Below are 20,303 nucleotides of genomic sequence, written 5' to 3'. Positions count from 1 at the left end.
GACGCGCGCACTCGGCCCGGGGAGAGGGCCGGCGTACGGCGCGGGGCCGGCGTACGGCGCGGGGTCAGCGGCGGACGCGGTAGCGCACGTGGAGCGCTCCCTCGCCCGGCCGCGCGCTGATCAGCTCCAGCTCGGGGTGGCCCGACATCGGCCCGTCGAACAGCCGCCGTCCCTCCCCGAACAGCACGGGCACCACGTGGACCTGGATCTCGTCCAGCAGCCCGGCGCCGAGCAGCACGGGCGCCAGGCCGGCGCCGTGGACCATCACGTCACGCTCGCCGGCGGCCTCCTTGGCCCGCCGTACGGCGTCGTGGACGTCGCCGGTGTACGTCACGATCTCCGGCGCGGAGTACTCCGGGTGCGGCTCGTGCCGGGTGACCACCCAGATCGGGACACCGTCGTGGTGATCACCGCTCCAGCCGCCAGCCATCTCGAAGGTCTGCCGACCGGTCACGACGGCGCCGGTCGTCAGCATCTGCTCCCAGACCTCCCGGTCGACGCCGGTCAGCCGCTGCGAGGCCGCGGACAGGTTAACCGGGTCCTCGTCCGGCAGGCACCACCGGTGCAACCGCAGGCCGCCGTCGCCGAGGCCGTTGTCGGGACGTTCGTTGGGCCCGGTGACGAACCCGTCGACCGACATCGACATGTACAGCACTGTTGCGGACATCGCCCTGCTCCTGCCGTTGGGCTGCGGCGCGGCCGGTCGGTCGCGCTCTCATCATGACCACGAACGGCGTCGGCGGGATACGACAGCGCCGCGCCGGGCGGGACCCGGCGCGGCGCAGTGCTGCAGGACTCAGCGGGGTCGTGCGGCGTTCACGGTCGGCGTGCCGCCGCTCTCGTCCTGGCTGAGCGCGTCGATCTCACCGACGAGCCGGGAGAACTCGTCGTCCTCCACCGTGACCCCCGCCTGGTCGAGGCCCTCGCGGAGCTTGTCGGCGATCTTGGCCTCGCCGGCGCTGTAGTCCCACGAGGTGGCGGTGTCGACGGCCTTCTGCGCGGCCTCGCGGGCGGCGTCCAGCTCTTCGGGGCTGTGGTCGGTCATGACGTACCTCCTGCTGTCGGGGTGTTGCGGGGTGGGCGCGGGACGAAGAACGCCACGCGTTCCTGGTACCTCGCGTAGTCGGGGTCGTCGCCGCGCATCCGTTCGGTCCGGCGGGCGCCGGTGGCGGTGGTGAGGAACCACGTCATGGCGAGCGGCGAGCCGACGGTCAGGGCTCCGCGATCGCGAGCGGCCGCGACCGCGTACACGCCCCACCACAGCAGCGCGTCGCCGAAGTAGTTCGGGTGGCGCGACCAGGCCCATAGGCCCTCGTCCATGACCGGGCCGTGGTCGTCGCGCCGCTTCCAGGCGGCCTTCTGCGCGTCGGCGACGGCCTCGGTGACACCGCCGGCCACCATCGCGGCGTACCCGAGGCTCGCGACCGCCCGGCCGGCGCGACCTGACGGGCCGGGCAGCGCGGCCACCGCCTGGACCGGCAGCGAGATGAACCACTGACCGAGCCCCTGGGTGAGGAACACCTTGCCGATCCGCTGCAGCTCGGTGGTGTCGCGCAAGATCTCGGCGTAGCGCGGGTCCTCACCGCGCCCCTGCGACGCGCGGTACACGTGCTGCGACAGCCGCCCGGCCCACAGGCTCAGCCCACCGGCCAGCAGCCAGGGGTCGGCCCGGGAGCTGTGCGGCGCTCGTCCGGCCGCGCTCGCGACCGCGATCGCCGCGAGCCCCGGACCCCAGAAGACGTCGACGACGTTGGTGCGCTTGGCTTTTCGCGACGTGACGTACGCAGCCAGCTGGGTGGCCGCCGCAACGCCTGCCGCGCGCAGTGCGATGCGCGCCGGCGGCCTCACCGGCTGCGCTTCTTGAGCGACGACTCCTTGTGCGCCGCCCGTGCGTCCGTCTTGTCCGACTCGACGATGTAGTACGGGTCGTCCTCGGACGCGTTGAACTTCTGCCCGTCGAACTGGAACTCACTCGTACGGCGCTCGCGCACCTTGCCGTGCGTGGTGCCCTGACTGGTGTTCCACTCGACCTCGTCGCCCTCGCGAAAGCTCATCAGCACTCCTCCGGGTCGTCCTCCACGGTAGGCGACCGCAACTGCGGCTGGGACGCCTCCGATTCCGTCAGCACAGGTTGAGTACCCCGTGTGGGTCGGACACACTCTCGACGCGACCGCCATCCGAGACCCGGACGTACGCCTCGCTCCAGACCTCCTTCTCGTCCACCTCCTCGTACATCGACACCCGCAGGCTGGGGCCGACCCAGCTGGTCCCGCCGTAACCGACCGCGTCGTCGCTGACGCAGCCGACCTGGCGGACGTGGACGAGCGGCCCGTACGGCTCGTACACCTCGATGACCCAGAGCAGATCCGGCCCGAAAGCGCTCATCTCGGTCACCCGGGCCTCGCGGTGGCCTGCGCCGTGCAGCGTGTGCGCCGCGATGACGCCACCGCCGAGGAGATAGTGGGTCGCCGCCACCAGGCCGGCGGCGGCGACCGCCATCCCTCCGAGCACGCGGACTGCGCCCCGGCCGGTGGTCAGGAACGCCGCCACCCCCACGGCCAGCAGTCCGACGACCAGCAGCCAGACGCTCGTCGGGACGCGCAGGCTCCACCCGGTGTACGGCAGCGCATTGACCAGCACGAGAAGACCGCCGACGACAGCCAGGACGACCCCGGCGATCCGTCCGACGGCCCCGGCGTCAGGCCTCATACGTCCCGCTCCGGCGCAGATGTCCCCGCGCGTGCCGGGTCATCTGCTGCGGACAGGGTCATGTGTGGGGCTCAGCCTTCGTTGAGCTGCGCGACGTTGTGGACGGCGATCGACATGAAGTGGCGGTAGAGACCGGTCATGTCGAAGTTGCGCGGGAACTCGAAGGTGTAGCTGGCGTACCCGACGTTGTGCGACCGCAGCCGCGGGGTCGAGATGTAGGTGATGGTGATCTCGGAGTCGTCCATGCCGCCGCCCGCGGTCTCGGCGGTGACGTCGACCAGGGCGTGCAGCGGGATCGACTTCACCCGGGTCTTCTTGCCGGTCGCGCCCTGGTGGTCGAGCGTGATGATGCGGCGGTTGGTGAGGCAGAAGCCGTCGCGCAGCATCTTGTAGGCGGACTGGATCTGCTCGCCCTCCAGCAGCCACGGGCCGTACTCGGCGTGTGCCTGCTGAGGGTTGATCTGCTGCATGTTGCCGGCGAGGCCCTGGAGAATTCCCATGCGCGGACTGTACGTGCCGCCTCACCCCCTCGCCGGCTGAACCGACCTCCCGCCGACTGAGCCAACTTCTCTCTCGCCGGTTGAGCCGACCACCTCGCCGGTTGAGCCGGGTCGAGGCGCCAGCCGAGACCCGAGTCGAAACCAGCGGAATCGGCGCTCCGGCGGCTCAACCAGCGGGGTGGGCGAAGGTGCGAGGGAGGTCGACGACGGCGGCGACGCGGTCGGCGTACACACGGCGTTCGTCCGGCGCGACGAAGCGGCCGGCGGCGTGCTGCTCGTACAGCCGGTCGCCCTCGTACCGCGCGAACACGTGCACGTGCAGGTGCCACACATCTTGGTTGCCGTGCGGCTCGTTGTGCTGGCGCGTGGAGGTGCCGTCGCAGCCGTACGCCTCGCGCACGGCCCGGCACATCCGCGCGGTGAGGTCCCAGACGGCGTGGCCCACCTCGGGCGGGACGTCGTAGATGTTCTCGATGTGCCGGCGCGGGATCACCAGCAGAGCCCCGGGGTTGTCCGGCCACCACTTCGGAGCGACCCGCGCGAACGCGTGCTGGGTCACCGCGACGACGTCGCCGGGTTGGTTGCGCTCGTTGTGCACCCCGCGCTGGAGGCCGCAGAACGGGCAGTCGTAGTCGGGCGGCTCGTGCGTAATCCTCACGGCGCTCAGCATTCCGTCCTGCTTCCGCGTTGGGTGTAGGAATGCGGGGTATGACGCGCGATTCGACACCCATTGATGCGGTGGGCCGACCGACGGGGAGGACGCGATGAGCGAGCAGGTCGAGCTGGGGCTGGACACCTTCGGTGACGTGACGGTCGGCGCGGACGGCGAGCCACTGCCGTACGCGCAGGTCATCCGCGCCGGTTGAGCCGGGCGGAGCCTCCGCCGGTTGAGCCGGGTCGAGGCGCTGGCCGAGACCCGAGTCGAAACCACCCCAGCGCGTACGCCTGAGTCTCCCCGAACGGCAGCGGGTCTCGACTCGCCTCCGCTAGCGCTCCGGCGGCTCAACCAGCGCTCCGGCGGCTCAACCAGCGAGAGGGCGGCTTAACCGGCGAGGGGGCTCAGGCGCGGGGTAGGCGGAGGCGGAACGTCGTCCCGGCCGACGAGGTCGACTCGATCGTGAGCCGGCCCCCGCTGCGCGTCACCACGTCGCGGGCCAGGGCGAGCCCGAGCCCGTAGCTGCGCCGGTCCGCCTTGTGCCCGCCGGAGTGGAAGCGGTCGAACACGTGGTCGGCGTCCTCCGCGGGCACGCCGGGACCGGTGTCGGTGATGTCGAGGACCGCGTCCGATCCGTCCACCGCGAGACGCAGCACCACCGACCCGCCGCGCGGGGTGTGGCTGATCGCGTTGTCGACGATCGCCAGCACCGCGCGCCGCAGCGCCGGCCCACTGCCGAGCGCGACGACCTGGTCGTCCTCCGCGTGCACCGCCAGTGAGACCGCTGCTCCGGTCGCGTGGTCACGGGCGCTCGAGACCAGCTCGTGGCACAGCGCGACGAGGTCGACCGGGCCACGATCGGTGACAGCAGCGGGCTCCGCGGCCAGCAGGAGGTCGTCCACCACGTCGGTCAGTCGAGCGACGTCGCCGACCACCCCGTCCGCGTCGCTGAGCGCCCGGTCGTCCGCCTGCTCACGCGCCAACGAGCGTCGAAGCATCTGTGCGCGAGTGCTCAGTAGTGTCAACGGTGTTCGGAGCTCATGGCTCGCGTCGGCGACGAAGTTCCGTTGCAGGGACAGCGCCTCGGCCAGGGGTCGTACGGCGCGGTGGGCCAGCACCGTACCGATCACCGCGGCGAGCGCCAGACCGACGAGTCCGGTGATCAGCATCGCGGTCAGGAGGTCGGCACGCTGGCGGCGCTCCACCCGCAGATCGAGCACGGCCTGGACGGCGCCGCCGTCCCGAGGGGCGGTGCGGACGAGGTAGGGCGCATCGTCGAGGTGGACGGTGATGGTGCGGGCCGGGCCACCGCGAACGACGTCGTTCAGCGCGGCGCGGTCCGGGAGGCCCTCGGGCAGCCCGTCGGTCTGTGTGGTGCCGGACGGGCCGGTCAGGACGAGCCAGACGCCGGCCGGCGGGTCGTTGACGTCGTCGGCCTCCTCGGTCGCCTGGGCCAGCACGGTCCGCGCCTGCTGGTCCTGCTGGTGCAGCAGGAGGACGGTGCCGATGCCGACGAGCACGAGGACGGCGAGCGCGACCAGCGCGGTCGCCTGCAGTCCGAGGCGTCGGGCGGTCCGCCGGACCAGCTCGGCGTCGCTGTCCGCGGCGGCACCGCGGGCTGCTCCGCCCCGGACCTCCGACGTGGCGTCGCCCCCGGTCATGCCGACCCGAGCTGGTACCCGACGCCGCGGACGGTACGGATGACCTCGCGTCCGAGCTTGCGCCGGCAGTAGTGGACGTAGGTGTCGATGACGACCTCGGACCCGGCGTCCTCGAAGACGCGGACCATGAGGTCGGCCCGGGAGAACACCTGGTTCGGACGCCTGGCCAGCACCTCGAGCAGCTGGGCCTCCCTCTCCGACAACGGAACTCCCGAGGACGCGCTCTCACCGCGCTCACGAACGACGCGGCTGTCGAGGTCGAGCACCCGGGTGCCGAGCGGGAGAACCTGTGCCTCCTCGTACCCGCGCCGCTGGAGCGCCCGCAGCCGGGCGAGCAGCTCGCCCACGTCGAACGGCTTGGCGAGGTAGTCCTCGGCGCCGGCGTCCAGACCGTCGATGCGGTCGGCAGTGGAGCCGCGTGCGGACAGGATGAGCGTCGGCGTACGGATGCCCTTGGTCCGCAGGCGGGTCAGCAGGTCGAGGCCCTCGATGGCGGGCAGGCCGCGGTCGATGACCATGACGTCGAACTGCTGGGTCAGCGCCACGTGCAGACCACGCTGACCGTCGCGGGCGTGCTCGACGTCGTACCCCTCGTCGGAGAGGAGCCGCGCGAGCATCCCGGCGAGGTCCGAGTCGTCCTCGACCAGCAGCACCCGACGCGCGGAGTCCATACGGGCAGTATGCAGACTTCGCGCGCCGGAGCCGGCTGTCGAGGGCGCCACGGACCGCTCGCGTCAGACGATCGTGCTGCGGGACCGCGCTCGTGCGGCGCCGACGAGCGCGACCACGATCAGCAGGCCCTCGACGATCAGGCTGACCAGGCCGAGCGTCTCGGTCCAGTTGCCGCGGTCGTCGGTGTAGTCGGGCATGCCCGGGCCGCGCGACCAGATGTAGCCGACGAGCGGGCCGAGGCCGACGCCGAGCGCGAGGACCCAGCTGCCGACGCGCTGCCGGGTGGCCGGGGCCAGCAGCAGGAGGGCCGCGACGACACCGGCGATCTCGAGGATCCAGTAGCCGATGCCGACGTAGTGCGGCTCCTTGTCGCCGGGGATGCCGCCCTGGTCCTTGACGTGGATGTAGGCGACGCCGAGCGAGAGCACGGCGGCGACGACGGCCGTGACGAGGTCGGACGCGCGGTTGGATGCGGTGGTACGTGTCGTCGTCGTACTGACGGACATGGTGCCTCCCTGGAGGACTGGCGAACGTGGACGAGGTCCACGATCCCGCCGAGTTCTTGGAAGGATTTTGGAAGCAGGACGGGCCTCACGCGCTGGTCAGGACGACGAGCTGCTGCGTGGCTCGGGTCATCGCGACGTACCGGTCGACCGCTCCCTCCACGCCGTCACCGAACGTGTCCGGGTCGAGCAGGACCACCAGGTCGAACTCCAGCCCCTTGGCCAGCTCGGGCGTCAGCGAGCTCACTCGCGAGGACGGCGGGTCGTACGTGCCGTCACCGATGACGCACGCGATGCCGTCGGCGTTCTCGGCCAGCCAGCTGTCGACGACACGCGCCAGCTCGGCGGTCGTCGCGCGGACCACCGGAAGGCCGCTGCGCCGTACGGACGTCGGCACGTTCGCGTCTGGCAGCACCGAGCGGATGACCGGCTCCGCCTGCGCCATGACCTCCGCGGGCGTGCGGTAGTTGATCGTCAGCGACGTCTGCTCGATGCGGTCCAGGCCGATGCGGGCGAGCCGTTCCCGCCAGGACTCGGGGAACCTGTGCCGGGCCTGCGCGCGGTCACCCACGACGGTGAGGCTGCGCGACGGGCAGCGGGCCAGCACCATCTGCCACTCCGCGTCGGTGAGCTCCTGCGCCTCGTCCACGACGACGTGCACGAAGGGGCCGGCGAGCAGGTCCGGGTCGGCGGTGGGAAGCGTGCTGTCCGCTGCGAGCGCGCCTTGCAGGTCCGAGCCGCGCAGCATCGACATCAGGTGCATCTCGGAGTCGTCGGAGGCGATCAGGTGCTCCACGACCTCGGCGCGCTCGGCCTGCTCGGCCGCGGCCAGCGCCTCGGCGCGGCGTCGCCGCCGGGACGCCTGCGGGTCGCCGAGCCGACGGCGCGCCGCGTCCAGGAGCGGCAGGTCGGAGACCGTCCAGGCCTGGGCGTCCGCCCGCTGGAGTCGTCGTACGTCGTCGCGGCCGAGCCAGGGAGCGCACCTCCGCAGGTACGCGGGCACCGACCACAGGTCGCCCACCAGGTCGGTCGGTTCGATGAGCGGCCACGCCTGGTTGAGCACGGCGCGCAGCTCACCGTCCTGCTCCAGGTACCCGCGCACCGTCTCGGGCGAGGCGTCGCTGCCGAACTTGTCGACCAGGATCGTGACCAGCTCGTCCCAGACCTCGTCGCGCGCCTCGTTGTGCGGCGTACCGGCGGACGGCGCGTCGAACGCCGCGGCCCAGTCGTCGGGCGTCAGCACGGTCTCGGCCCAGGGCGTCGACACCGCCGTCGCGGTCGTCGGTGGCTCCTCGTAGAAGCGGACGGCCGGCTCGATCGCGTCGACCATCGCGACGGACGCCTTCAGCCGGGCGACCTCCGCGTCCGGCTCCGACGTCGCGGCGGCTCCCTCGGGGACGAGGTCACGCAGCGTGCAGGTCTGCACGCCCTCCTCCCCCAGACTCGGCAGGACGTCGGCGACGTACGAGAGGTACTGCCGGTGCGGGCCCACGAACAGCACCCGGCCGCGGTGGTGGCCGACGCGCGGATCCGCGTACAGCAGGTACGCCGACCGGTGCAGCGCGACGACCGTCTTGCCGGTGCCGGGGCCGCCGTCCACGACGAGCGCACCCCGCGAGCTCGCCCGGATGATGGCGTCCTGGTCGGACTGGATCGTGCCGAGGACGTCCCGCATCCGGCTGGTACGGCTGCTGCCGAGGCTGGCGATGAACGCCGACTGGTCGTCCAGCGCCGCGTTCGACTCCAGCCCGTCCGCGGTGAAGACCTCGTCCCAGTAGTCGCTCACGCGCCCGCGGGTCCAGCGATAGCGGCGGCGGCTGACCAGGCCCATCGGGTTGCCGTGCGTCGCGCCGAAGAACGGCTCGGCGGCGGGCGAGCGCCAGTCGACCAGCAGCCGCCGACCGTCGCTGTCGGTGAGGCCGAGCCGGCCGACGTAGGTGACCTCGCCGTCGTCGCCGGCGCCGACCATGCGGCCGAGGCACAGGTCCAACGCGAAGCGGCGCAGCGTCCGCAGCCGGGCGGTCAGCCGGTGGATCTCGAGGTCGCGGTCCAGGGCGTCCTGCCCACCGCCACCGGTCCGACGCCGGGTCTGCTCGAGCCGCCGCTCCAGCTCGGCGACCGACTCCGCCAGGCTGCGACCGATCGCCGCGAGATGCTCCTCGTCCGCGGCGATCAGGCTCGGGTCCGCCTTGGCCCGCAGCCGGTCCGGTAGCTGAAACGCACTGGTGCTCAACGACTTCCCTTCGTCATGACCCTGCTCGTACGCCGATGTCCGCGCGCGCATACGCAACTCCCCCTGATCCGTGGCTGACGGCTTCGGTCGGCGATTCTGCGTCACCACCAGGGTCTTGCCGCAAGCCCCCGGGTGCGCTATAGATTGGTAGTGGCAAGGAGCACTGGGCTCCTTGCCTTTGCTGTGTCTCCACAGCCGCGGCGCGTCGACCGCGAGGGAGCCGGGCGCGTACAGGGGCGGCTCATGACGCACCAGCAGGTCGACGGCCGGATGGTGTACCGATGGCGAGGCTGGCGCTGGTTCTTCGTGGGTGGCGTGATAGCCGTCGTCGGTTCTTGTATCTCGGTTGTGGCCGACCTGCTCGAAGGCAACCTCGACTGGATCTTCGCCGTGCGGGTGGGCACCGCCGCGATATGGGTCTGTGTCCTGACCCTGATTCGTGATCGAGTCACCGCGGACCAGAACGGCATACGAATGCTGCACCGGTGGTACCACCTTCGCTGGGCCGACATCGACCACGTACGGCAGCCGCGTGCCTCTGACAAGGTCGTCCGGGTCATGCGTACGAACGGAAAGGTCGTCCCTGTCGGGTTCCCGCCCCAGTACGCGGAGCAGCTGGCCGCGCTCGGCAACGTCGAGCTACGACCATGACAACCGATCCGCAGAACGCGGACGTCCTCGTCCACGTTCTCACGGGACAGCGGTGGCTGCGGTGGCTCAATGGCGTGCTCGTCGTTGCGTGGACCTTGATGGCGGCCTCTGAGATCGCCCACCGCAGGATGGGTTGGTCGCTCGCGTTCCACGTGGCGCTCGTCGTCCTCTGGACCGCCGTCTTCGCCGCGACCAGAACACGAATCACTGCGGATGCGAATGAGATTCGACCTCCGGAGCGGTGGCGTCGGATCCACTGGGCTGAGGTTGCCCATATACAGAGACCGGGCCCGTACGACGGGGGTGTCAAAGTGGCCCGTACCGACGGCAAAGTCGTCTCGACCGGGTTCCCGTTGCGGTACGCCCAGCGCCTCGCCGCGCTCGGCAACGTCGACGTCCGCCCATGACGATCGACGAGCAACGGGCCGATCGGATCGTCCGCCACTGGACGGTCTGGTACCTCAGCGCGGCGTGCTCGCTCTTCTACGTCGCGCGCGTCGCGCACGGTTCGACGGTCGAGATGCGCCGGGGTGACCTCAGCTGGGGATCAGTCGCTCTCCTGGTCGTGGCGGCGGCCTGGATCCTCCTGGTCCTGATGAGCCGCGCCCGAGTCACCGCGGACGGCATCGGCATCGATCTGCCGCGCCGGTGGCAGCACGTCCCCTGGTCGCAGGTCGACCATCTGCGGCTGCCCGCCTCGTACAACAAGGGAATTCAGGTGGTCCGTAACGACGGGAAGGTGCTCTCGACCGTCTTTCCGCCCGAGTACGGCGCGCGCCTCGCCGCGCTCGGCGACGTCGAGCTCCGCTCCTGACGGACGCCGGCGCCTCAGCCGGCCGGCGCGACGTCCCGGACCATCACGCAGTTCTTGGTGCCCTTGGGCCGGTCGAACGTGAACCCGGCCTCCTCGAACAGGCTGCGCGTACCGCTGTAGAGGAAGGACGACGACACCCTCTTGCTGGGCGTCTCGTGCGGGTAGCCCTCGACGCGACCACCACCGTTCCGAGCAATGAGGTCGACGGCGCCGCGCAGCGCGATGAGCGAGAGACCGCGGCGGCGGTACCCCTTGTCGACGAAGATGCACGTCACCCGGTAGTCCGGCTCCCGCTTCGTCGTCGCCTCGTACTCCTTGCGGTGGCGATGTTCGGCAGCTCGCCCGGCGGCCCGTACTCGCACCACGCGACCGCCTGGTCGCCGTCCATCACCAGCGCCGCGTGCGCTCGTCCCTCCTCGACCAGGCGTTACTTCAGCGACCGGTTGTCGTCGGCGTCGAACGTCTTCTCGCTGTGCATCGTGTGGAACCAGGCGCACCAGCAGCCGCCGAAGATGCCGTTGTGTCGCTCGACCATCGCGGCGAACGCCGGCCAGGTGGACGTGCTCAGCGGCTCGATCGTGTACGTGCTCGTCGTCGTGTCGCCCATGCCGATCACTCGCTCCGATCAGGGACCTGTGTCGCTTCGGAACGTAGCGCGGTCCCCGGACGATGTACGTCCGCAACTCGCTCTCCGCTCGGCCGGACCCATCGAGCGCCCGTTGCGGACCCCGCGACCAGCGACCACTCGGGCCACTTCTCGACGCCCCCAACCCCAGCCACCACCACGAGCGACCACTCAGGCCACTCGTCAGCGCTGCTTCGCGTCGGTCGGCGGGTACGGCGGCCCGCGGCTACGGTCGTCGGATGCATTCAGCCGGACTGACCATCTCGGAGACGGCGGCGCGGACGGCGCTGTCGGCGTACACCCTGCGGTACTACGAGGACGAGGGGCTGCTGCTCAGCATCGCCCGCGACGAGGCGGGGCACCGCCGCTACAGCGAGCGCGACATCGAGTGGATCGGAATGGTCATGCGGCTCAAGTCCACCGGCATGCCGATCGAGGACATCCGCCGGTACGCGCACCTGTGCCGGGTCGGCGAGCAACCGGACGAGCGGTTGGCGTTGCTGCAGCGTCACCGCGACCGGATCGACGCTGTCGTCCAGCAGTCGCTCACCCACCTGGCGGCGATCGACGCGAAGATCGACGGCTACCTCAGCGAGGAGGGCGAGCAGCGCCCGGTGGCCTGATCAGTGGGCGGTGCCGGTGGCCCCGATCGGCTCGTCCTGGCATGCCGCACGCCGGAAGTCCGCGACGCTCCCGACGACGCTGTGCTCGGGTCCGTGGAAGTAGTCCACGTACAACACCTGCCTTGGCTTCACCCGCTTCAGGTCGGCGGTGGAGAAGAAGATGTGTTCGGCCGACCAGCTGTTGTCCTTGGTCCCGCCGAAGAACCCATATCTGCGGCCGGGAAGAAGTCGAACCATCGGCTGGTCGGCCCTCCAGCCGGCGGACGGAGTCGTCAAGGACCACGCTGCGAAGTCTCTGACTGGCGCCGGGGCGGTCCAGCTGCCCTTCACCGACCTGTCCACTGCCGTCATAGCGTCCGCCTGATGCTCCGACTCGACCTCGTCGTAGAGCTGAGCTCCGTCGATGTGGTCGTGACAGACGGCGAGGTAACCGACGAGTCCCCCGTGTGCGTCGACCCCGACGCCCGCCAATCCAGCAGGCGGGACGGTGCAGCTCGACAGACCGGCCGTCATCGCGACCGCGACCAGAAGCAGGGCCAGTCTCACGGGCCACCTCGCGCCACCCCGATCGGGTGTAGAAGCGCGACGAATACGCCGCGTTCGTACACCCATTCGCCGAGCAGCACAGCGCAGGGGCACCGGCCGCCGTCCGCACTCTCCGAGGCGCCATCTAGGCTGTCCATCTCGCGAAACTGCCTGTGCTGAACGTGATTCGGGGCCGGCGCCGACCAGGACTCGAGGGCCACGACACGATGATGGGGCGTACGCACGCGCTCTCCGGGTGGTGCGCAGGCCTCGGTGTCGCGTACGCGGTCGACGTGCGGTCGCTGCATCAGTCCGTGCTGCTGGCGGCGACGACGGCCGGCTTCGCGCTCCTGCCGGACCTCGATCATCCGGGCGCGAGCGCGTCGCGCCTGCTCGGACCGGTCACCGCACTCCTGTGTCGCATCCTGCGCGCGCTGTCGGCGGCCGTGTACGCCCTGACGAAGGGGCCGCGGGATGAGAAGGTGAAGGGCAAGCACCGACACCTGACCCACACGCTGCTCTTCGCGATCGGGCTCTGGTACGCAACGGACGCCGCGACGGACAAGTGGGGACCGACCGCGGTCGGCGTCGTCGTCCTGTCCGGACTGCTGCTCGCCGAGGCGGTGCTGGGCGACTGGGTGCTGTTCGTGGCCGGTGCGGGCGTGATCGCCTGGCTCGGCACCGCGGGCAACCACGTCGCCGACCTGCAGGTGGTGTCCGGCTGGCTCGGCCTCGCGGTCGCCGCCGGCTGCGTGACGCACTGCATCGGCGACGCGCTGACGAAGTCCGGCTGCCCGTTCCTGTTCCCGGTGCCCATCGCCGGGGAGACCTGGTACGAGATCCGCCCGCCCAAGGCGCTGCGCTTCACCACCGGCACCTGGGTCGAGAACGGTCTGATCGCGCCGCTGCTCATCATCGGCGGCGTGCTGCTGCTCCCCGGGGTGTGGACGACGTACGTCGAACCCCTCACCGCCGCCTTCGACTGACGGTCCACTCCGACGACGCGTCCACCTGGCCGGCGGCCGGTGATACTTGCGCCATGAGAAGTGCCCCGGTTCGGGGAGCGGTCATCGGGCTGGCGGTCGGCTGCGGTCTCATCGGGCTGCTCATCCTCCTTCCGTGCGCGATCCAGGGCGACTTCTACGAAGTCATCGATGCCCTCGTCGCCATGGGAATCCCGCTCGTGCTGATCTCTGTCGTCACCGGAGCGCTGCTCGGCTCACGGCCGCGCGGTCACGGCCAACCACGCTGACCCCGCCGCCGCGGGCTTTCACAGGTGCTGACAGCCCGGCGCCGCGCTACGAGGTGGGGCCGGCCTCAGGTGTGGCGACGATCGCGACGGCCTCGATCTCCAGCAGATAGCCGGGCTCGAACAGCGCGCTCACCTGGACGGCGCTGCTCGCCCACCGCTTCTCCGGCGTGGTCCAGTGCCACAGGACGTCCCTCAGCAGCGGGATGTTGCGCATGTCGGTGAGGAAGTAGGTCACCTTCACCACGTCGTCGAACGTGGCACCGGCGGCGGTCAGGCAGAGCTCGATGTTGGCGAAGACCTGCTCGGCCTGCGCCACGAAGTCCCCTCTGCCGACGAGGTTGCCGTCGACGTCGCGCGCGATCTGACCGGAGACGTACACCGTCCGGCCCGAGCCGGAAACGACGTTGCTGTAACCCGGCGCCTCGAGGACTCCCTCGGGTGCGTGGATGCGGGTGATGTGGGCACTCATACGTCCCAGCCTGGCCGACGCGAATCCATCCCACCAGCGCAGCTTTGTCAGGTCAGCCATGCGCATGACGCATAGGCTTCACCCGTGGACACCGTCGCCCTGCGTACTTTCGTCGAGGTGTGCCGGATCGGTTCGATCTCCGGTGCCGCTGCGGCGTTGGGGTACTCGCAGTCGGCGGTCTCACGCCAGGTGGCGGTCCTCGAACGCGAGGTCGGCCATCCGCTGGTCGAGCGATTGCCGCGCGGTGTCCGTACGACGGTGCACGGCGAGGCGTTCCTCGGGCACGCCCGCGTCGCCGTACGTGAGCTGGAGCGCGCGGTCGAGGCCGCCCGCGACGCCACCACGACGCGGCGACGTCGGGTGAACCTCGGTGCCGTCCCCTCCGCCACCGCGTCTCTGGTGCCCCGCGCGATGACGCGGCTGGCCAGGACCGATCCCGACGTCACGGTCTCGTTGACGGGCGACCTGACGCCCCGCCTGCTGGACCGGCTTGTCGCCGAGGAGCTCGACCTGGTCGTGGTCACCGACTACCCGCCGGGCCTGCCCGACCTGCCCGGCGTGCGCTTCCGTCACCTGCTCGACGAGGAGGTGCACCTGGTCGTCGGCGCCGGGCACCGCCTCGCGCGCACCACCCGCCGGCGCGTGCGCTGGGAGACGCTCGACGACGAGTCCTGGGTCGAGGACAACGCCGGCTCGGCCGCCGTGCTGCACCTCGCCGCCGCCCGCGCCGGCTTCGTGCCCCGGGCCGAGTACGACGTCCGCGGACTGCTCAGCAAGCTGGCCCTCGTCGCGAGCGGCCACGGCATCGCCCTCGTCCCCGGGCTGATGGTGCCCGGCCTGCGTCCCGACGTCGTCGTCCGGCGCCTGGCGGACCCGCCCACGCGGGGCGTGTACGCGGGGTACCGGCACGCCACCGCCGAGAACGAGTCCCTGCTCGCCGCCCTCGACGCGGAGGTCACGGGCTAGGGGGTCAGCTGCTTCCACCGCCCCTCGGAGACGACCTCGACCGCGCCGTCGGCCACCACGATCGCGGTCTGGTCGTCGATCGCGTACGCAGGTCCGCCGATGTCGGCGGCCCAGCGCTCCGCCTCGGCCAGCGTGTTCTCCGGCATCTGCGGGTGGTCCAGGTGCGGGAAGATCGAGAAGTCGACGACGCCCAGCGTCCGGTCGTCGGGCGCGGCCCGCCACTCGACGAAGTCGTCACCGATGCGCGGGGTCATCACCATGCTGCCCGCGCTCACGCCCACCCAGACCGTCTCGGTCAGGGAGGGCAGCAGGTCGGCGAGGCCCGACTCACGCAGCCAGTGGTGCAGGTAGGTCGCCTCGCCGCCGTCCACCAGCAGCACGTCGGCCTCGCGGACCCACGGTAGCCAGCGCTCCGCACCGATGCCGGGCAGCGCGGTGAGCTCGAGCAGCCCCACCGACTTCCAACCCAGACCGGTCATCGACGCAGGGGTGTCGTCGGTGACGAAACGCCTCACCGATCCGGGGCCGCACATCGGGTGGCCCCACTGCGCGGTCGGGATGCACAGCGCGGTCGCGTTGGCGACGGGTTTGCCCAGCAGGTTGACCAGCGCCTCGTGGATGCTGGCGTTCCGCACGCCTCCGGACGTGAGCAGAAGCTTCACGACGTCTCCTCTTCGATCGGGCTTCGAGCCGTGGACCGCCCCGCGGCCGACGGAGGGATGTTGGCGTTCAGCCGGAACACGTTGTCCGGGTCCCACGCGTCCTTGAGCGCGGTCAGCCGTGCCAGCTTGTCGGCCGAGTAGGCGCGGCGCACACCGGCGGCGCCCTCGTCGCTCATCGCGTTCACGTAGACGCCGCTCGCGTACGGCTCCAGCGCCCGACCGGCCCGCCTCGCACTGGCGACATATGGCGCGTCCAGAGCGGGGTCCTCCCAGACCAGGCCGCCGCCGTACTCGACCAGCGTGCCGCGGTGGCTGAACGCGCTGTCCTCGTCCGGTACGTCGGCGACGGCACCGCCGTACGCCTGCAGCCCGACCGTGGGGAGCGGTACGTCGCCGTCCGGTCGCCCGTCGGGAGACCCGCGCAGCACGAAGGCCTCGACCGCCGCGTCGGGGAAGTCCGCGAGGTAGTGGCTCTTGGAGTAGCGGCGCAGGGAGTGCGCGTGCACGACGTCGGCCTGGGTCTGCAGGTCGAGGTAGGACCGGTCGAGGACACGCTCGGCGAGCGGCGCCCTGCCGAGCGCCCGGATCTGCGGGACGAGCGCAGCGGCCGCCGTGCCGTCGAAGTCCGGGTCGCCGGTCCACACGTACCCCACGGTGAGGACGCCCGCTGCCCCGATGTCGGCGGTGAACGTCGCCTCGCGCGGGGCGTCCGGCAGCAGGTCCCGCCAGCGGCCCATGACCTCGACGCCCTCGTCGAGCGCGAAGTCGACCTCGACGGTGAGGCTGCGAGTGCCGGTCTCGTGCAGCCGCATCTCGAACTCGGTGACGACGCCGAAGTTGCCGCCACCGCCTCTCAGCCCCCAGTACAGATCGGGGTGTTCGGTGGCCGACGCGGTGACGAGGGTCCCGTCCGCCGTGACCAGCCGGAACGACTCGACGTTGTCGCACGCGAGTCCGAACTTGCGCGCCAGCCAACCGAATCCGCCGCCGAGCGTCAGTCCGCTGACGCCGGTGTGGGAGACGTTGCCGGCGGTCACGGCGAGCCCGTGGCGCTGGGTGGCGCGGTCGAGGGCGCCCAGCAGTGCCCCGCCCTGCACCCGTGCTCGCTGGGCCCGCGGGTCGACGCGGACGGCGTTCAGCGCAGTCAGGTCGAGCATCAGGCCCTGGTCGGGGACGCTGTGCCCGACCGCACTGTGCCCGCCGCACCGGATGCCGAGCAGCAGGTCGTGCTCGCGCGCGAGCCGCACCACCTGCTGCACCTGCTCAACCGTCGTCGGACGGACGATGACCGCGGGCCGGTGCTCGACGATCGCGTTCCAGACCGAGCGCGACGCGTCGTACCCGTCGTCGCCGGGCCGCAGGTGCGGAATGTCCCCGAGCCGGTCGAGCATGGGAGCGCTCCCTCTGCCGTTGCCTGAGGTTCTCATGTCTTCACGACGAACGGCGACGCTCGGATGCGACAGCGGAGTCTCGTCGGGACGGTGCCGGCTACCGCTTGCGGAACTGCGTCGCCCGCCCGTGCAGCGCAGCGATCACGGTGGCGAAGTTCTTGTCCATGGCCGGGGTCCGCCCGAACGACGTGAGGTTCATCAACGGCCTCACCCGCTGCCGGGCGATCGCCTTAGGCGAGGCGAACTCGCGCAACCCGTCGGCGCCGTGGATGCGCCCGAACCCCGAGCTTCCCACGCCACCGAACGGCAGCGCCGGAATCCCGGCGAAGCTGATCACGCCGTTGACCGCCACCATGCCCGAGCGCATGGCGCGGGCCAGCGTCATGCCCTGCGCCTTGGAGAAGACCGAGCCGCCGAGCCCGTAGCCGGTGCCGTTGGCCCGGGAGACCGCCTCGTCCATCGAGGCGACGCGGTTGACGACGACGGTCGGCCCGAAGGTCTCCTCGGTGACCGCGCTGCTGTCCTCCGGGACGTCCACGAGCACGGTGGGCTGGACGTACGCCTCGCCCACCGCCTCGACTCCGCCGACCACCGCACGGCCCCCTCGCTCGACCGCGTCGGTCACGTGCCGGCGTACGACGTCCACCTGGCCGGGGAGCGTCATCGGGCCGTACGCCGAACCGACGTCTCCCGCCGCGCTCAGGCCGGCCGTACGGCTGGTCAGCTCGCGGACGAACTCGTCGGCGACCGACTCGTGCACGTAGACGCGCTCGATCCCGACGCAGGTCTGGCCGGCGTTGGAGAAGGCGCCCCAGGCCGCGGCGTCGGCGGCGGCTGACACGTCGGCGTCGTCGGCGACGAGCATGGCGTCCTTGCCGCCGGCCTCGATGAGGACAGGCGTGAGGGTCTCGGCGCACGCGGCCATGACCTTCCTGCCCGTCGCCGTCGAGCCGGTGAAGGCGAGCTTGTCGACGCCGCTGCGGCACAGGGCGTCCCCGACCTCACCGCGACCGTGGACGCACTGCAGCAGCGGCCGGCCGTCGGGCACGACCTCGGCGAGCGAGTCCGCGAGCCACTGCCCGACGCCGGGCGTCAGCTCGCTCGGCTTGAACACGACGGCGTTGCCGGCCGCGAGGGCGTACGCGATGGAGCCCATCGGCGTGAAGACCGGGTAGTTCCACGGCCCGATGACGCCGATGACGCCACGCGGGAGGTACTCGACGGTGGCCGCCTGGTTGGCCATCAGCAGCCCGGCCGACACGCGGTGAGGGCCGAGGACCTTCTTGGCGTGCCCCGCGGCCCAGGCCAGGTGGTCGACGGCCAGACCGATCTCGAGCTGGGCGTCCGCGTGCGGCTTGCCGGTCTCGCGGTGGACCACGTCGGCCAGCTGCGCCATCCGCCGCGCCAGCACCCCGCGCCACTGGTCGAGCACGGCCTTGCGCCGGCCGAAGTCGAGCGCTGCCCACCAGTCGGCCGCCTCGCGCGCCCGGGCGATGGCGTCCGCCACCGCCTCGGCGTCCGCGACGGGGTACCGGCCGACGACGTCCCCGGTGATGGGGCTGAGCGACTCCAGCTGCTCGGCGTCGTGGACCGTGGCGGTCGGCAGGTCGGCAGAGGGCTGGGCCGAGCTGAGGGTGTCGGTCATGGTGCTGCTCCTGCGCTCGTACGGGCGGTGGCGGTCGGGGCGGTGCGACCCAGGATCAGGTCGGCCGCCTTCTCGGCGATCATGATCGTGGGCGCGTTGGTGTTGCCGCGGACGACGCGGGGCATGACCGAGGCGTCGACGACGCGCAGGCCGTCGACCCCTCGTACGCGCAGGGTCGGATCGACGACCGCGTCGTCGCCGTCGCCCATCGCGCAGGTGCCGGCCGGGTGGTACAGCGTCTGGGTGATGTCGCGGATGTGCTGCTCGAGCTCGGCGTCGGTCGGGTCCTCGGCGACCGGCAGGTGGGTCCCGGCCAGGTGGTCGGCGAACGGCGCGTGCCGGGCGATCTCCAGCAGGCGCCGTGTCCCGGCGAGCACGGCGTCCAGGTCCTGCCGCTGGTCGTAGTAGGCCGGGTCAATGGCCGGGTGCCAGGTCGGGTCGTCCGACCGGAGACGGATCGAGCCACGGCTCGCGACGTCGACGAGGGTCGCAGCCGCGGTGAACTGGCGGCCGGTGTGCTCGTGCAGCCCGTTGTCGTAGAACCCCGTCGGCGCCACGTGGATCTGCAGGTCGGGGGCGTCCAGGTCGTCCCGGGTACGGAAGAACGCGCCCCCCTCGCCGACGTTGGAGACCAGCGGTCCGCTGCCGAGCGCCTTGGCCCGTACGACGTTGCCCAGCGTGTTGAGCTCGCCGAGGTCGGTGGCGTCCCGGATGTTCCAGACGATGCCGGCGGCCGGGTGGTCGTGCAGGTTCTGGCCCACGCCGGGCAGCGCGTGCCGTACGTCGACGCCGACCTCGTTCAGGTGGTCGGCCGGGCCGATGCCGGACAGCATCAGCAGCTGCGGCGACCCGATGGCGCCGGCGCACACCAGCACCTCCTGGCCGGCGCGGGCGCTCTGCAGTGACGACCCGTGCCGGTAGGTGACGCCGACGGCCCGGTCCCCGTCCAGGTCGATCCGCGCGGCGTGCGCGTCGGTGTGGACGGTCAGGTTGGCGCGGCCGCGGGCCGGTGCGAGGTAGGCCCGCTCGGTCGACCAGCGGCGACCCTTCCGGCACGTCACCTGGTAGAGCCCGGCTCCCTCCTGCTCGGCGCCGTTGAAGTCGTCCGTCGGCTTGAGCCCGTCGGCGACCGCAGCCTCCACCCAGGCCGTCGTCATCGGATGCGTGTAGCGACGGTCCTCGACGTGCTGCGGGCCGCTGCGACCGTGGTACGGCGCGCCGAGCCGGGTGTTGCCCTCGGCGCGGACGAAGTAGGGCAGCACCTCGTCGTATCCCCAACCGGCACAACCGAACTCGTCGCGCCAGCCGTCGTAGTCCGCGCGGTTGCCGCGGATGTAGATCATCGCGTTCATCGACGAGCAGCCACCGAGCGCGCGCATCCGCGGCCAGTACGCCGACCGTCCGCCGAGCTGCTTCTGGTCGGTGGTCGCGTAGTTCCAGTCCCACCGCGTCTTGAACAGGTTGCTGAAGGCTGCCGGGATCGAGATCTCGTCGGCATCGGCCTCGCCACCGGCCTCGAGCAGCAGCACGGTGGTGCTCGGTTCCTCGGTGAGCCGCGCGGCCAGGACGGCTCCCGCGCTGCCGGCGCCCACGACGATGTAGTCGTACGTCTCGCTCACGGTGACACCTCTCGCCGGTCAGGGCGATCGTCGTACGGCGATCTGTCGCGAGGCTAACCCGTCGGCCGACTCCTGCCTACGGATTGCACGACAACGCCGGCCTCACTCCGAGATCGACTCGGAACGGG

Annotated in this window: 26 protein-coding genes; 7 read left to right on the top strand and 19 right to left on the bottom strand. The window is 71.4% G+C overall.

The window, feature by feature from the left end:
- Nucleotides 1–64: 64 nt before the first annotated feature.
- The 11 genes from P4R38_RS04910 to helR form a co-directional block, all read right to left on the bottom strand.
- Nucleotides 65–667, bottom strand: coding sequence for a dihydrofolate reductase family protein (locus tag P4R38_RS04910; RefSeq protein WP_275236521.1), 603 nt, complete (start codon nucleotides 665–667; stop codon nucleotides 65–67).
- Between the two features lie 129 nt (nucleotides 668–796).
- Nucleotides 797–1,045, bottom strand: coding sequence for a DUF3775 domain-containing protein (locus P4R38_RS04905; protein WP_275236520.1), 249 nt, complete (start codon nucleotides 1,043–1,045; stop codon nucleotides 797–799).
- Complete coding sequence (locus tag P4R38_RS04900; protein ID WP_277191279.1) at nucleotides 1,042–1,848, bottom strand: DUF1295 domain-containing protein; 807 nt, start codon at nucleotides 1,846–1,848, stop codon at nucleotides 1,042–1,044. Before P4R38_RS04900 ends, P4R38_RS04905 begins: the two co-directional genes overlap by 4 nt.
- Nucleotides 1,845–2,054 (bottom strand): hypervirulence associated TUDOR domain-containing protein, encoded by a 210-nt coding sequence (locus tag P4R38_RS04895; protein WP_277191278.1) that lies wholly within the window; start codon nucleotides 2,052–2,054, stop codon nucleotides 1,845–1,847. Before P4R38_RS04895 ends, P4R38_RS04900 begins: the two co-directional genes overlap by 4 nt.
- A 67-nt stretch (nucleotides 2,055–2,121) precedes the next feature.
- Nucleotides 2,122–2,709 carry a hypothetical protein gene (locus P4R38_RS04890; RefSeq protein ID WP_277191277.1) on the bottom strand — a complete coding sequence of 196 codons (588 nt, stop codon included), beginning with the start codon at nucleotides 2,707–2,709 and terminating at the stop codon, nucleotides 2,122–2,124.
- 71 nt (nucleotides 2,710–2,780) lie between these two features.
- A complete protein-coding gene (locus tag P4R38_RS04885) occupies nucleotides 2,781–3,209 on the bottom strand; it encodes a PH domain-containing protein (RefSeq protein WP_277191276.1) in 429 nt (142 codons plus the stop codon).
- Between the two features lie 166 nt (nucleotides 3,210–3,375).
- Nucleotides 3,376–3,867 carry an HIT family protein gene (locus tag P4R38_RS04880; RefSeq protein ID WP_277191275.1) on the bottom strand — a complete coding sequence of 164 codons (492 nt, stop codon included), beginning with the start codon at nucleotides 3,865–3,867 and terminating at the stop codon, nucleotides 3,376–3,378.
- A gap of 401 nt (nucleotides 3,868–4,268) precedes the next feature.
- Entirely contained in the window at nucleotides 4,269–5,525 is a 1,257-nt protein-coding gene (locus P4R38_RS04875; protein WP_277191274.1) for a sensor histidine kinase, read from the bottom strand.
- Nucleotides 5,522–6,196, bottom strand: a complete 675-nt coding sequence (locus P4R38_RS04870) for a response regulator transcription factor (protein ID WP_277191273.1) — start codon at nucleotides 6,194–6,196, stop codon at nucleotides 5,522–5,524. The genes P4R38_RS04875 and P4R38_RS04870 overlap by 4 nt, the downstream gene beginning before the upstream one ends.
- Nucleotides 6,197–6,259: 63 nt before the next feature.
- Complete coding sequence (locus P4R38_RS04865; RefSeq protein WP_277191272.1) at nucleotides 6,260–6,703, bottom strand: hypothetical protein; 444 nt, start codon at nucleotides 6,701–6,703, stop codon at nucleotides 6,260–6,262.
- 85 nt (nucleotides 6,704–6,788) lie between these two features.
- On the bottom strand, nucleotides 6,789–8,984 hold the full coding sequence (gene helR / locus P4R38_RS04860) for an RNA polymerase recycling motor ATPase HelR (RefSeq protein WP_277191271.1): 2,196 nt from the start codon (nucleotides 8,982–8,984) through the stop codon (nucleotides 6,789–6,791).
- Between the two features lie 192 nt (nucleotides 8,985–9,176).
- Here helR and P4R38_RS04855 point away from each other — a divergent pair, with 192 nt between their 5' ends.
- The 3 genes from P4R38_RS04855 to P4R38_RS04845 are packed head-to-tail and all read left to right on the top strand — an operon-like array spanning nucleotide 9,177 to nucleotide 10,398.
- On the top strand, nucleotides 9,177–9,584 hold the full coding sequence (locus tag P4R38_RS04855; protein WP_275236510.1) for a hypothetical protein: 408 nt from the start codon (nucleotides 9,177–9,179) through the stop codon (nucleotides 9,582–9,584).
- Nucleotides 9,581–9,991 carry a hypothetical protein gene (locus tag P4R38_RS04850; RefSeq protein WP_275236509.1) on the top strand — a complete coding sequence of 137 codons (411 nt, stop codon included), beginning with the start codon at nucleotides 9,581–9,583 and terminating at the stop codon, nucleotides 9,989–9,991. The genes P4R38_RS04855 and P4R38_RS04850 overlap by 4 nt, the downstream gene beginning before the upstream one ends.
- Entirely contained in the window at nucleotides 9,988–10,398 is a 411-nt protein-coding gene (locus tag P4R38_RS04845) for a hypothetical protein (protein WP_275236508.1), read from the top strand. The genes P4R38_RS04850 and P4R38_RS04845 overlap by 4 nt, the downstream gene beginning before the upstream one ends.
- 14 nt (nucleotides 10,399–10,412) lie before the next feature.
- Here P4R38_RS04845 and P4R38_RS20035 read toward each other — a convergent pair whose 3' ends face one another.
- Both P4R38_RS20035 and P4R38_RS20030 read right to left on the bottom strand, forming a co-directional pair.
- Complete coding sequence (locus tag P4R38_RS20035) at nucleotides 10,413–10,763, bottom strand: hypothetical protein (RefSeq protein WP_342803850.1); 351 nt, start codon at nucleotides 10,761–10,763, stop codon at nucleotides 10,413–10,415.
- Nucleotides 10,764–10,825: 62 nt separating this feature from the next.
- Nucleotides 10,826–11,005, bottom strand: coding sequence for a hypothetical protein (locus tag P4R38_RS20030; RefSeq protein ID WP_342803849.1), 180 nt, complete (start codon nucleotides 11,003–11,005; stop codon nucleotides 10,826–10,828).
- A gap of 257 nt (nucleotides 11,006–11,262) precedes the next feature.
- Between P4R38_RS20030 and P4R38_RS04835 the strand changes: the two genes are divergently transcribed.
- Nucleotides 11,263–11,646, top strand: a complete 384-nt coding sequence (locus P4R38_RS04835; protein WP_275236507.1) for a MerR family transcriptional regulator — start codon at nucleotides 11,263–11,265, stop codon at nucleotides 11,644–11,646.
- Here P4R38_RS04835 and P4R38_RS04830 read toward each other — a convergent pair whose 3' ends face one another.
- Nucleotides 11,647–12,159: a hypothetical protein gene (locus P4R38_RS04830; protein ID WP_277191270.1), complete on the bottom strand. Its 513-nt coding sequence runs from the start codon at nucleotides 12,157–12,159 to the stop codon at nucleotides 11,647–11,649. It abuts the gene before it with no gap.
- Nucleotides 12,160–12,401: 242 nt separating this feature from the next.
- Here P4R38_RS04830 and P4R38_RS04825 point away from each other — a divergent pair, with 242 nt between their 5' ends.
- Nucleotides 12,402–13,157 carry a metal-dependent hydrolase gene (locus tag P4R38_RS04825; RefSeq protein ID WP_277191269.1) on the top strand — a complete coding sequence of 252 codons (756 nt, stop codon included), beginning with the start codon at nucleotides 12,402–12,404 and terminating at the stop codon, nucleotides 13,155–13,157.
- Between the two features lie 53 nt (nucleotides 13,158–13,210).
- Complete coding sequence (locus tag P4R38_RS04820; protein ID WP_277191268.1) at nucleotides 13,211–13,423, top strand: hypothetical protein; 213 nt, start codon at nucleotides 13,211–13,213, stop codon at nucleotides 13,421–13,423.
- 46 nt (nucleotides 13,424–13,469) lie between these two features.
- Here the strand turns inward: P4R38_RS04820 and P4R38_RS04815 are convergent, their stop codons facing one another.
- Complete coding sequence (locus tag P4R38_RS04815; protein WP_275236504.1) at nucleotides 13,470–13,892, bottom strand: RidA family protein; 423 nt, start codon at nucleotides 13,890–13,892, stop codon at nucleotides 13,470–13,472.
- Nucleotides 13,893–13,976: 84 nt separating this feature from the next.
- On the opposite strand from P4R38_RS04815, the gene P4R38_RS04810 reads away from it, so the two are divergent.
- Nucleotides 13,977–14,858: a LysR family transcriptional regulator gene (locus P4R38_RS04810; protein ID WP_277191267.1), complete on the top strand. Its 882-nt coding sequence runs from the start codon at nucleotides 13,977–13,979 to the stop codon at nucleotides 14,856–14,858.
- On the opposite strand, the gene P4R38_RS04805 is transcribed toward P4R38_RS04810, so the two are convergent.
- From P4R38_RS04805 to P4R38_RS04790, 4 genes are all read right to left on the bottom strand, one after another.
- Complete coding sequence (locus tag P4R38_RS04805) at nucleotides 14,855–15,520, bottom strand: Type 1 glutamine amidotransferase-like domain-containing protein (protein ID WP_277191266.1); 666 nt, start codon at nucleotides 15,518–15,520, stop codon at nucleotides 14,855–14,857. The two genes, P4R38_RS04810 and P4R38_RS04805, sit on opposite strands and share 4 nt — an antisense overlap.
- Nucleotides 15,517–16,911 carry an FAD-binding oxidoreductase gene (locus P4R38_RS04800; protein WP_277191265.1) on the bottom strand — a complete coding sequence of 465 codons (1,395 nt, stop codon included), beginning with the start codon at nucleotides 16,909–16,911 and terminating at the stop codon, nucleotides 15,517–15,519. Before P4R38_RS04800 ends, P4R38_RS04805 begins: the two co-directional genes overlap by 4 nt.
- A 97-nt stretch (nucleotides 16,912–17,008) precedes the next feature.
- Nucleotides 17,009–18,556, bottom strand: a complete 1,548-nt coding sequence (locus tag P4R38_RS04795; protein ID WP_277191264.1) for an aldehyde dehydrogenase family protein — start codon at nucleotides 18,554–18,556, stop codon at nucleotides 17,009–17,011.
- On the bottom strand, nucleotides 18,553–20,175 hold the full coding sequence (locus P4R38_RS04790; RefSeq protein WP_277191263.1) for a GMC family oxidoreductase: 1,623 nt from the start codon (nucleotides 20,173–20,175) through the stop codon (nucleotides 18,553–18,555). The genes P4R38_RS04795 and P4R38_RS04790 overlap by 4 nt, the downstream gene beginning before the upstream one ends.
- Nucleotides 20,176–20,303: the final 128 nt, after the last annotated feature.

Source organism: Luteipulveratus flavus, assembly GCF_029439465.1.
In the GTDB taxonomy this organism is placed as follows: Bacteria; Actinomycetota; Actinomycetes; order Actinomycetales; family Dermatophilaceae; genus Luteipulveratus; species Luteipulveratus flavus.
The sequence above is the reverse complement of the archived record's forward strand: the minus strand, read 5'-3'. Positions and strand labels throughout refer to the sequence as shown.